General features: G+C 44.7%; 12 protein-coding genes. 7 read left to right on the top strand and 5 right to left on the bottom strand.

Going from position 1 to position 11,999, the window contains the following annotated elements:
* Positions 1-64 precede the first annotated feature (64 nt).
* Positions 65-640 (bottom strand): class I SAM-dependent DNA methyltransferase, encoded by a 576-nt coding sequence (locus tag R7D93_RS00970; RefSeq protein ID WP_005375567.1) that lies wholly within the window; start codon positions 638-640, stop codon positions 65-67.
* A gap of 171 nt (positions 641-811) precedes the next feature.
* On the opposite strand from R7D93_RS00970, the gene R7D93_RS00975 reads away from it, so the two are divergent.
* The gene (locus R7D93_RS00975) at positions 812-1,690 is read left to right on the top strand and encodes a LysR family transcriptional regulator (RefSeq protein ID WP_005375568.1); all 879 of its coding nucleotides are present in this window, start codon (positions 812-814) and stop codon (positions 1,688-1,690) included.
* 176 nt (positions 1,691-1,866) lie between these two features.
* A complete protein-coding gene (locus tag R7D93_RS00980) occupies positions 1,867-2,760 on the top strand; it encodes a cation diffusion facilitator family transporter (protein ID WP_053303754.1) in 894 nt (297 codons plus the stop codon).
* Positions 2,761-2,911: 151 nt separating this feature from the next.
* Here R7D93_RS00980 and yddG read toward each other — a convergent pair whose 3' ends face one another.
* A complete protein-coding gene (gene yddG / locus R7D93_RS00985; protein WP_225496255.1) occupies positions 2,912-3,814 on the bottom strand; it encodes an aromatic amino acid DMT transporter YddG in 903 nt (300 codons plus the stop codon).
* Positions 3,815-3,934: 120 nt separating this feature from the next.
* On the opposite strand from yddG, the gene R7D93_RS00990 reads away from it, so the two are divergent.
* The 5 genes from R7D93_RS00990 (at position 3,935) to R7D93_RS01010 (ending at position 8,213) form a co-directional block, all read left to right on the top strand.
* Positions 3,935-4,084: a hypothetical protein gene (locus R7D93_RS00990; RefSeq protein WP_017634379.1), complete on the top strand. Its 150-nt coding sequence runs from the start codon at positions 3,935-3,937 to the stop codon at positions 4,082-4,084.
* A 12-nt stretch (positions 4,085-4,096) separates the two neighbouring features.
* Positions 4,097-4,747, top strand: coding sequence for an isoprenoid biosynthesis glyoxalase ElbB (gene elbB / locus R7D93_RS00995; protein ID WP_225496257.1), 651 nt, complete (start codon positions 4,097-4,099; stop codon positions 4,745-4,747).
* A gap of 333 nt (positions 4,748-5,080) precedes the next feature.
* Complete coding sequence (yiaY, locus tag R7D93_RS01000; protein ID WP_039988101.1) at positions 5,081-6,229, top strand: L-threonine dehydrogenase; 1,149 nt, start codon at positions 5,081-5,083, stop codon at positions 6,227-6,229.
* A gap of 150 nt (positions 6,230-6,379) precedes the next feature.
* Positions 6,380-7,456, top strand: a complete 1,077-nt coding sequence (locus R7D93_RS01005; protein WP_225496259.1) for a PQQ-dependent sugar dehydrogenase — start codon at positions 6,380-6,382, stop codon at positions 7,454-7,456.
* Positions 7,457-7,598: 142 nt separating this feature from the next.
* Entirely contained in the window at positions 7,599-8,213 is a 615-nt protein-coding gene (locus R7D93_RS01010; RefSeq protein ID WP_005388252.1) for an HAD family hydrolase, read from the top strand.
* A gap of 109 nt (positions 8,214-8,322) precedes the next feature.
* On the opposite strand, the gene R7D93_RS01015 is transcribed toward R7D93_RS01010, so the two are convergent.
* From R7D93_RS01015 to R7D93_RS01025, 3 genes are all read right to left on the bottom strand, one after another.
* Positions 8,323-8,802: a Dps family protein gene (locus R7D93_RS01015; RefSeq protein WP_005388254.1), complete on the bottom strand. Its 480-nt coding sequence runs from the start codon at positions 8,800-8,802 to the stop codon at positions 8,323-8,325.
* Between the two features lie 300 nt (positions 8,803-9,102).
* Positions 9,103-11,103, bottom strand: coding sequence for a methyl-accepting chemotaxis protein (locus R7D93_RS01020; protein ID WP_154203942.1), 2,001 nt, complete (start codon positions 11,101-11,103; stop codon positions 9,103-9,105).
* A 121-nt stretch (positions 11,104-11,224) separates the two neighbouring features.
* On the bottom strand, positions 11,225-11,578 hold the full coding sequence (locus R7D93_RS01025) for a hypothetical protein (RefSeq protein WP_005388258.1): 354 nt from the start codon (positions 11,576-11,578) through the stop codon (positions 11,225-11,227).
* Between the last annotated feature and the right edge of the window lie 421 nt (positions 11,579-11,999).

Here is an 11,999-nt window from a genome sequence, read left to right on the forward strand (position 1 = left end):
CAGATAAGAAAAAAGCGAGCTTGTTAGCTCGCTTTTGTCATTTTGTGTCCTTTATTCAGCAGTATTAGCGGCGACCAAGCCCCATTAATACCGACATTGTTTTACCGTCAGATACAATGTCAAAAACGTGTTGCGATTCAACTTCAGTAAAGCCTGCTTCTTTCAGTGCACGCTCAGACTTCGCAAGGGTAAAACCGTCTTGTTCACATTCTGCAATCCAATCAAAATGAACAAAATAGCCGCCGTGGTTAAGTAGAGAATGCGAGATCGTTAATGACGCGTCTAAGTCTTCCACGAACGCTAAAACTGATGATGCAACCACCAAGTCGAACTGTCCACGAAACGCAGGGTGCTGAGCGACCAAGCCGCGAGATAATGCATCTACCACAGGTTCTACGTTGACGAGCTCTTTTTTATCGAGTTCCTCAATCATGGCTTCCGATGCGTCTAATGCTACGATGTCTTTAACCATCGGTGACAATCGTTGACTTAACTGCCCTGTTCCGCATCCAAAATCTAGTACTTTAATGCCATCAAGCTGAGTTAGCTGTTGTAACTGCTCAAACACCGACTGCGCAAATTGCTCTGTTGCTGGATTTGATTCCCAGTTTTTTGCTAAGCCGTCCCAATCTTGTGCCATCGTGGCCTCCATGTTCACTTTTTGTAACCCACATAGATTACCGCAAAACCGTTAAAAGACCATAGACTTATCTGGCGGATTCGCGTTTTTTTCGATAATCTTTCATGGCTTTGGGAGCGCATCTGCATAATACCCAAATTATTTGAATTCATTTATTGGTTGTGTCAAATCATGAACTTAACTCAAGTAGAAGCCTTCTGCACCATCGCTGAGTGTGGTTCTGTTTCTGAAGCGGCAAGGCAACTCGACTGCAATCGCACCAAACTCAGTATGTCGATTAAGGCATTAGAGAAAGATCTCGACGTTGAATTGTTTAACCGAACTGGCAACCAGCTCACCCTCTCTGAAGCTGGGAAAGCCATTTACAAAGATTGCGAACACCTACTTATCATCGCACAACGGGTCAGAAAGACCTGCGCTCAAATCTCGGAAGGGTTTAACGCGGAAGTTTGGGTAGCACGTGACGACTCCTTACCTGATGATCTCTGGCAAGAATTATCTCATACATTGAATAACCGCTTTCCTTCAACAACCTTCAACTTAATCTTGGCATCCAGTGGCGACTTAGCCAACTTGGTCAGTACCCACCAAGTAGATTTTGCTTTCGGCGTTGATTATGAGCGAGTAGACGATCCTCGTATCGTATATAACCCTTTAGGTAAGATACGTATGATGTCAGTATGCAGTGTAGAACACCGCCTAAGTAAGATGCGCCGTGTCTCAGACGAAGATCTACGTAGTCAGATGCAAGCACTAATGGTGTACCTAAATGAGAAAGACAACCCTGAACTGCAACCTTTCTCGACTCGATATATTGGTTTTTCGAGTTTTGACTACATGCTGAACACCATCTTAGAAGAAGACGCTTGGGGCGTGCTTCCTGAACCATTAATCCGCCATTACCTTCGTCAGCAGAAGCTCGCCGTTATCAAACACACATACGGCTTGACGCAAGAAGACTACTGTATGTTTTCACCTAACGGCCATACTGAGCATCCAGCAATGACGTGGTTAGCAGATAAATTGAGCGAGTATTTATTTGACTTCTAAACATTTTATCAGTGAGCGTCAATTTTACTGACACCAAAAAATAACAGTAAGTCATTGTTTTATAAGAACATAAATAAAAACGCAATTTTTTAAATTAGTTACCGGTCACTTTGTGGTTGCCTAAATTACCTTATGAGCGAAGAATAGTAAGGTATTAAAATTCAAAGGCATCTTTTATGTGTGACAGGACAAGCAAAAACGAAAACCGTATTCTAACCATTTCAGCCCTTTTGGCATCTGGGTTCGCTGCTGGTGGTATGGTACTTGGCTTGCTTGTAGGCTCAATTGTCATCGTTTTTGACGGTGTTTACTCTTTGGTCAGCTTACTGTTAACTTTATTGTCACTGGCCGCTTCTTACTATATTAACAAGCCTTCAAAATCTGTATTCCCATTTGGAAAAGCGGTCTTAGAACCAATCGTTATTGCGATAAAAGCAGCCGTCATTTTAGTGGTTGTAAGCTTCTCTCTCTACTCTGCGATATCAGCATTGATGTCTGGAGGTCGCGAGGTCGATGCTTCTATTGCGACCTTATTCGGCATCGTGAATGTTATCGGCTGTGGTTACGCTTGGTGGTTTATGGCGAAACGCAGCCGCCGCTTCTCATCAGGCTTGATTGAAGCGGAGAAAAAACAGTGGCAAATGGATACTTTGTTGAGTGTGGCGGTGACCGTAGGATTTATCTCGGCTTGGGCTGTTTCACTAACGCCATTCTCTGAGTATGCGGTATATGCCGACCCCATGATGATGGTTTTAATGGGCTTTTACTTCCTCAAAGTACCGTTCGATATGCTAGTAGGTGCCTTACGTGAACTACTAATGATGGCACCAAGCAAAGAGCTGTGTCAGAGCGTTGGCAAAGATGTTCTTGAGATTGAAAAAGTAACTGAGCATCAATTGAAACTGGCTGGCGTAACGAAGGTGGGCCAAGAGCTACGAGTAAATGTGGACGTACATATTGATGACGACACATTGGAGCTTGATACACTAGAGCACACTCGTAAGCAGCTTATCAAGCGACTGTCGAAGCACAGATTCAAGCTTCAACTACACTTGAACGTCGCTTATTAGAGTGCCACCAAAGAGCCGTTAAAACTCAATAAAAAGCTCCCAATCTCGGGAGCTTTTTTAATTTTTTCGATTTAGTTGCTTCGTATTCGAATACAGCTCGCAAGGGAGCTCTGTTCGTTGCTCACTTAAATTCTCTGATCTCGTTGGTAACTTACCCAGCCGCTTCGCGCTTCTCTTTGGTGACTAACCAACACATCAGCGAGCCCACCGTTACCATCACAACGCCCTGCCAAAAGCTATGGCTCAGAGTTACGCCAAGAATAATGGAAGAAAATAAAGCGGAAAAAATGGGCGTGAAGTAAGACAAGGTGGCGAGAAAAACCATATTGCCGCCAGCGATCGCGATGTTCCATAAACCATAACCACCAGCCATTAAAGCCGCAGAAGCCACTAAGTACCCCATCGCGTCCCAACTGAATGTCATTGGTGGCTCATCCGTAAACGCATATTTGACCCAAAGCGAAACAGCTGTTGCAATGAAAAACAGGGTAATCGCATTATGTTTAGATTGCTGCCTTTGGGTTAAGTTGCAATAAAAGGCCCATATAACCGCCCCAGCGAAAGCCATAAAATACACCAGAGGGTTACTACTAACATTGGACATGAGCTGAGTTATGGATAAGCCATTCTCACCGCTCACAGTCCAAGCAACCCCAACAAACGCCAGCGTAACTGCTGGATAAAGCAACCAGTTTGTTTTTTTATTGCTGCCAAGGACCGCAAATAAAACCGTCAGTGCGGGCCAAAGGTAGTTGACAATCGACACCTCAATTGCCTGCGCGCGCGAGTTGGAATATCCCAAAGATAGAGCGAGAAATATTTCATAGCAGACGAACATCGCACCACCAAGCACAAGATACTTGGGAGAAAAGTAAGACAACTTTGGAATACCGACCACGATAAGAAGGAAAACAGAGCTAAGAGAGTACAACATGGCTGCCCCGCCTACAGGACCTAAACTCTCCGTAACCAACCTCGCGATGCCAAGCAGACAACTCCAAGAGAGAATTGCGATACAACCATAAAGTGTGAAACGAAATTGCACTGATTTCATGTGACCTACCACTCATGAATGCCAAAGGAAACGTCAGCTTAACTCAAAAATGATCAGGTTCAACGTACTGTTTTATAAAAATCAGTATAAAAATCATTCTATTAAGCCGTTGGAGTTGATATGAAACATTTTCTGCCCTCTAGTGTTATGCTTACACCCTTTGTTGTGCGCTACTATGATGAAGATGACAACGAGAGTGAAAACGTTAAAACACACTCGGAAACGCATGGTCTAGATAGCGAAGAGCAATCTAAGGAACGTTCAGAGTAAAGGAATCCAAACATGAAAAAAGTCGCAGTCATTTTAAGTGGTTCAGGCGTTTACGACGGTTCTGAGATCCACGAAGCAGTGTTGGCGCTCTACGCCATCGAGAAAGCAGGGGCAACTTGGCACTGCTTTGCACCTAACATTGACCAACTCCATGTCATCAATCACCTAACTGGTGACGAAATGGATGAAACCCGTAACGTCTTGATCGAATCAGCTCGTATCGCACGCGGAAACATTGACGATGTTGCCAAACTTAACGTTGATGAATACGATGCCCTACTGCTTCCTGGTGGATTTGGTGCTGCGAAAAACTTAACCGACTTCGCCGTTTCAGGTGCAGAGTGCTCCATTAACACACACGTAGCTCAAGCTTGTCGCGCGTTTGCTAATGCGAAGAAACCAGCTGGCTATCTGTGTATTTCTCCTGTCATTATTCCGATGATTTATGAGCAAGGCGTGAAAGGAACGGTAGGCAACGATGAGGCAGTCTCAATAGCATTTAATCAAATGGGCGGTGAACACACCACGTGCCCTGTCGAAGACATCATTTTTGATGAAAAACACCTCGTACTTTCAACCCCTGCTTACATGTTGGCAGAGAATATCTCTCAAGCGGCTTCAGGTATCGAAAAGTTAGTATCAAAACTGATTAAAATAGCTTAATTATTAGTAGTTAGCTTATAAAACACTTCCCTATCCCCATTGATAATTAAGTTATTAATGGGGATTTTTTATACTTTAGTCGAATTTAGAGATATATCCGCGTCAGAAGTCAATTTCTGCCAATCGTTTGCGTCCATAGTTTCATATTTGTTCTACTTTATATCAGTGTTGCACTTATACGCAGTGCAACAAGATCACTGTCACAGTTTTTCTCTTGCAAGTACCTCTAAGTAGGTAAACTTGCTTCAGATCAACTTCAATCTGGAAACGAATGTGCGACAGTAAATGGCAAATTAAGAAAGATTATTAAAAAAAACGACGGAGCTATCCAATATGACAAGTGCATTTTTTATCCCTACGGTAAACCTAATGGGCGCTGGTTGTTTGAAAGACGCAGCAGACAGCATCCAATCTCAAGGCTTTAAAAAAGGTTTGATCGTTACGGATAAGATCCTTAACCAAATCGGTGTAGTCAAACAAGTTCAAGACCTTCTCACTGAGCGCGATGTTGCAACCGTTGTGTTCGATGGCACTCAACCAAATCCGACTATCAGCAACGTTAACGACGGCTTAGCACTTCTTACTGATAACGAATGTGACTTCGTTATCTCTCTAGGTGGTGGTTCACCACACGACTGTGCGAAAGGTATCGCGCTTGTTGCATCTAACGGCGGCAAAATCGCAGATTACGAAGGCGTAGACCAATCTGCAAAACCAATGATGCCACTTATCGCGATCAACACGACGGCGGGTACTGCATCTGAAATGACGCGTTTCTGCATCATCACTGACGAAGAGCGTCACATCAAGATGGCAATCGTTGATAAGCACACAACACCGCTTATCTCGGTAAACGATCCAGAGCTAATGCTCGCTAAACCTGCTTCGCTAACTGCGGCAACAGGTATGGATGCCCTAACTCACGCGATTGAAGCTTACGTATCTATCGCGGCAACACCAATCACTGATGCGGTAGCAATTAAAGCGATTGAGCTTATCCAAGCGCACCTACGCACAGCCGTGAAAAATGGTGAAGATCTAGAAGCTCGTGAACAAATGGCATATGCACAGTTCATGGCGGGTATGGCGTTCAACAACGCTTCTCTAGGTTACGTACACGCAATGGCACACCAACTTGGTGGTTTCTACGACCTTCCACACGGTGTTTGTAACGCGATTCTTCTACCTCACGTACAGCGCTACAACGCGCAAGTATGTCCTGAGCGTCTACGTGATGTAGCGAAAGCAATGGGCGTAAACGTAGAAGGCATGTCTGCTGAAGCAGGTGCAGCGGCAGCAATCGACGCTATCGTTACTCTAGCGAAAGATGTGGGTATCCCAGCAGGTATTAAAGAGCTTGGTGCGAAACTAGAAGACATCCCAACACTAGCAGATAACGCACTGAAAGACGCTTGTGGTTTCACTAACCCTAAACAAGCAACTCACGAAGAAATCTCTAAGATCTTCGAAGAAGCGATGTAATCTCGCTACATAAACAATTCTCTAGCCTTAATTCAATCCCCGATCTCGTATCGGGGATTTTTTTACATTCTTATACAATCCATGCTCTGCAAAACGTTCTCTTTTAGTGTTAGCTTTTAAGCATTAATACGATTCATATTGGAAGGAACCATGAGAACGATTGCTGCTGCCCTACTCGCTTGTTTATCCTTTTCTGCCAACGCTGCCGAATACCGCGCTAACGAAGTGGCGAATGGATTTCAGATCCCTTGGGGGATCGAGTTCTTAGATAGCCAACGCGTTATCGTCAATGAAAAGAACGGTACGGTTTCGTTGCTGGATATCACCACAGGCAAACCTCAAAAGCTGTTTAACGTTCCCGATGTGAACACCAGTGGACAAGCCGGCTTATTGGATGTTGCGCTCGCACCGAATGCCGATAAGCAAAACCCGCAACTCTTCTTTACCTACAGCAAGCGTACGAGCAAAGGCAATACGGTGGCGTTAGCGACGGCGCAATTGCAAAACAATCAGCTTGTAGGTTGGAAAGATCTCTTTGTTGCTGATGCCTTCACCGATACAGGTCGCCACTACGGCAGTCGAATTTCATTTGTAGACGATAAAGTTTACTTCTCAATCGGTGACCGTGGCGAACGTGATAATGGACAAGACACTCAAACCCATGCTGGCAGTATTCTACGCCTTAATCTTGATGGTTCGGTTCCGCAAGACAACCCATTCAAACCTTCCGAAGCTCGTCATGAGATATGGAGTTACGGGCACCGTAACCCACAAGGTATGTTTTACGACGAAGCAACAAAACAGCTGTGGTCTATTGAACATGGACCACGCGGCGGCGATGAAATTAATCTAATCAAGAAAGGCGCGAACTACGGCTGGGCTAAAGTCTCTCATGGTAAAGAATATTGGGGGCCGTTGGACGTTGGGGAAGCTAAGTCGTTACCGGGAATGGAAGATCCCAAGCTGGTATACGTCCCTTCTATCGCGCCCAGTAATATGATTTTGTACCGTGGTGATAAATACCCAGAATTGGACGGAAAAATCCTCGCAGGCGCATTGAAACTGGCGCACATCAACGTGGTTTCTATTGATAATGGCAACCTTACCGAATCAAAAAGATTAATGGAGAATCTTGGTGAGCGAATAAGAGATATAACCATCAGCCCCGATGGTTATATCTATTTTTCTACCGACAGCGGCAAAATATTTCGTCTTGAGGAAAGGTAATCAAACACTAAAATCATTAAGACTATTTGATTTGTGACGTACTAGTGATTTATTTTCGTACAATCTAAGCAGAAGAATCTAAACTTAACAATAACCTTTTGTTTTTTAAAACGATAGTTCGGTTAAGTTGTACGAGGCCATTATGATTCCATTCCCTTTGCAGCTCGATAAAATTAAAGCCGTGGTGTTTGATTTAGACAACACCTTGGTGAGTTCTGATATGAACTTCGGCGAATTGCGACAACAGCTTGGCTGTCCGCAGAGTGAAGATCTATTGGATTTTGTCGACGCACTTGAGCATCCTCACCATCGAGAGCACGCTCATAACGTGATATTTGATTACGAGATTTCTGATGCTGAGCAGTCTGCTCCAATGATTGGCTGCCATGAATTGCTCGCCCACTTGCATCAAAATGAAATCAAAACCGCTATCGTGACGCGCAACTGCCAAATCGCCACTCAGCGCAAACTAGAGCACAACCAAATCTCAGTAGAACGAGTCATCACTCGTGAATGCTTCCCGCCCAAGCCAGACCCTTTGTCTCTGCAGGTATTGGCGAAAGAGTGGCGTTTGATGCCTGATGAAGTGCTTTATGTCGGCGATTACCTTTACGACTTGCAGGCAGCGTATAACGCGCAGATGCCCTCTTGCCTTGTTCATCACGGTAATCAAGAAACCTTCAATGATTCAGCCTCATTGGCGCTTAATGAACTCAGTGATTTATTGAGCCGTTTCGAATCCTTACCACGCAAATAAAGCACACATATAAAATACGCAAACAAAAAAAAGGGGCACCAACGTGCCCCTTATGACTTATTCCCGATTGTTTCATGCGTTCCCAAGGATTGCTTGGGTGATGCGCTGCTTAGCCTTGTAGGTAAGCGTTAAGCATCCACATTAATTTTTCTTGCTCACGGATGTAGTCACCCATCAATGCCGCTGTACCTTCGTCATCTGCTTCACCCGCGTTTTGTAGAATCTCACGCTGTTTTAGAAGTAGAACGCTAAAGCCTTGAACCAGACCTTGTACACACTCCTCACCAGAAGTCGCGTTTTGATGTTCTTTAATTTCACTTGCTTCCAAGTAGTTGCTGAATGCGTGCGCTGGCGTATGACCCAAAGTTAGAATACGCTCTGCAAGCTCATCGATTTTTGTTTGTAGATCAGTGTAGATCTCTTCAAATTTTACGTGCAGTTCGAAGAATTGCGCACCTTTAATGTTCCAGTGGTAACCGCGAGAGTTCATGTACAACACTTGGTAATGCGCTAGCAGTTGATTTAGTTGTTGAGCTAGTTGTGCTGATTGTTCGCTGTCTAGACCAATTAGGCTTACTTGTTTGTTCATAATCTTGCTCCTAGAAGGACGATACCAATCGTAGTAACGAACGATTCTCTTACCGGGATTGGTATAAAGTTTAAAAATTCTTTTGCAGTATTTGCTGCCGATGGAGTTATATTACGACTCCGGCTCGGCGAAGAGAATTTGGTTTTAGCTATGATTTAAATAGCCAAATCCAATGAGCAAGTAGACGAATATCGGCGTATCATCCAACAAAAAGCCCCAACCCTTTTTGTGTAAAAAGGATTGGGGCTTTTTTACTATTTGGTTAACGTTCAAAAGTAGATGAACAGACGTAAATCTTATCTACGCCGTTTTAAAAGTTGCCATCTGTTGATTCAGCTCGGTAACTTGCTCTTTTACTTGCAATGATGTCTCTGATGCGCGTTGGCTGTTATTCGAAACCTCATCCACTGATTGAGTAATACCGGACATCAATCCAGTGATCGAATTGGTCGCATGAGATTGCTGCTCTGCCGCTGCCGCAAGCTCTGCCATTTGTTCATTCAAGGAACCTATTTGCTCAGTAGTAACAAGCAAACGAGTTACCGCTTTTTCAATGTGCTCAGCGCCCTGCTCCGCAAGTGATTGACTGTGTTCAATCTCCTCAACCACAGAATTGGTCGAGCGTTGAATCGCATTGATGATGCCGTTGATTTCTGTCGTCGATTGAGTAGTGCGCGTCGCTAACATGCGTACTTCGTCCGCCACAACCGCAAAGCCTCGTCCTTGGTCACCCGCACGCGCTGCTTCTATCGCGGCATTCAATGCCAGTAAGTTAGTTTGTTCTGCTAAGCCTTCAATCACCTCTGTAACTCGGCCAATGGCTTCGCTCTCTTTGCTTAACTGTGTTACTTGCGTACTCGCGGTTTCAATGCTGCCGTGCAAGCTTTCCATGGTGACTTTGTTTTGCTCTAAAGCATCACGACCTTGTTCAATCTCGCCTTTTGAGTCAGAAAGCTTCTGCACCGATTGATTGGCTTGATCTAGGGTGTTACGCGCGGCTAAAGCGATTTCATCCAATTGGCTTCCCATTTCAACAATGCTGGTCTGTTGCTGTTCAACATTCGATGAAGTGACTTGCGCCGATTCCAATAAAGCCCCCATGCTGGTATCCACTTGGTGCGCTTTCTCACTCACCCCTGCCACGATGCTCGCTAACGATTGGTTCATGCGGTTAATCGAATCGGTAAGGTCTGCCAATTCATCTTTCCCAACAACGGTGAGCGGAGGCTGAGAAACGTCCCCTGAAGCGATCGTCTTTGCACGCTCCGATAAGTTTTTCACTCGACGACCAATGGTATTGCCCATGTATTTTGAAATCGCTACTGCGGCAATCAAAACCAATGCCGCAGCAATCAACATAGTGGTGAGTACGTTCTTGATCGACTGATTAATACCCTGTCCACTTTGATCAGCACGACTTTGCTGAGCCAATACGATCGTTTCTAAGCTTTGGTCTAGTGCATCCGCTGCTGGCAACAGTTCGTTCGCCATCAGCAAGTTTGATTCGTTCCACTCTGGCGACTGACGCAATGCAATTACCTGCTCTGCTAAAGGAAAGTACAGTTGCTGCATTTCTTTAAACAGTGACCACAATGATTGGTCGTTATCAGTAAGCCTGTCGAGTTTACTGTCGATTTCCGCCACAGACTGATTGTGGTACTTAATCAAGTCGTGGTATTTGTCCAGATGATCTTGCTGCCCGTACAACAGGAAATCTCGCAGAGCAGACAGTGCATTGGCGAGCGAGGTATAGCTATCCGCGTAAACTTTAAACAAACGCTTTCTGTCTCCACCAAATGGGTTTCCTGACTCTTCATTGATTAAGCTTTGAAGCTGATCAAGTGCCACTTCTGCAATGGGTGCCGCTTCGTTAATAAAGAGGTTGTGCGCGGGTAAGTTCTCATCACTGTGGCTAAGTTCAATCAGCTTGTTCAAAGAGACTTTTACCGCGTCCCACTGGCTTTGAATCGCTTGAAAATCCTGTTCAGAGATCAGAGCCTGCAACGTTGGAAGCGACTCGTCTGTAGATGCCATGATATTGCGTACGTCCTCACTCAGACGTGCGCTCGCCTCTTCATCGCCACCTAGCAACATGTAGGCTCGAATAGAAGACAGCGACGCTTGAACGGACTGTTGGATACCGCGACTGGTGTCGACGGTCGGTAAATCGGATTTAAGTAACGAAGAGGCGTATTGCTCTACGGTAGTGACGTTGCGATACGTGAATACCGCTGATGCCATAAAAAGTACGGCTAGCAGCACAAAACTGAGCTGCAACTTCCCTGATATCGTAAGGTTCATCCATAAACTCCTGACAACGATGAGCCTTAAATATAACGATGTTTACAAAAATGTTAAATACTGGTATCAAAAGTTACTAAGAAAACCATGTAAATCACTATTTTAAGCCGATAAATAGGGCTTATTTGAAGTATGGTATGCGCTCACTACGTAAAATCAGATAATTAACGTAAGTCGTTTCTAAGCAGTCTTGATCCCACAACGAAAGAATCCGCTTAGTGGCGAAGTAGTAATCTTTATTACGCAGTAGCACACCCACCGTGCGGCTGAGCTGCTTAAAGCGCTGTTGCTCATTAGCAGAAATGTAATTGTCTTCATTTTGAATGATCGGCGCCAATCCATCGGCAAACCAATTGTTCAGAATTTCACGCATCTCTAGTTCTGACTCCGGCACATCCATACACGACAACTCACGATGCAGTGGCGGCGGTACTATGTACTTTGACGCTTTTGGCGAACTGACATAACGGTACATGTCGCTCCTCCTTGTAAATGACTCTTATACCCAAGTGACTTCAAGATGCAGGATTCAGAGCGTTGTCATTGATTCGGGGTCAAGGAAAACAACGCAGCGTAATAGTCAGCTCTTTCCAAGTTGTTTGACACAGAAACCGAGTCAATGACACGCTCCCGAAGGGCGAGCTGTCTTGGTTTGTATACTTTGTTGTCGATTCTTGATTTAGACCCACTAGACCTTTAAATCGCCGCCGCGTCTACAAACCAAGCCATTCTCGCTGAACCTAACATCTCGAGGTTACTTGGGTATAAACTAGCTAAGAATACTTTTTTCAATTTCCAAGTTTTTTTCTAGAGCTCATAGAAAGAAGACCAACAAAAAAGCCATGCAAGTAGAACCTGCATGGCTTTGGTCCGGGCTGCAATGACACTGCCCTCGT

This window comes from Vibrio sp. YT-15 (assembly GCF_033337445.1).
Classification (GTDB): domain Bacteria; phylum Pseudomonadota; class Gammaproteobacteria; order Enterobacterales; family Vibrionaceae; genus Vibrio; species Vibrio alginolyticus.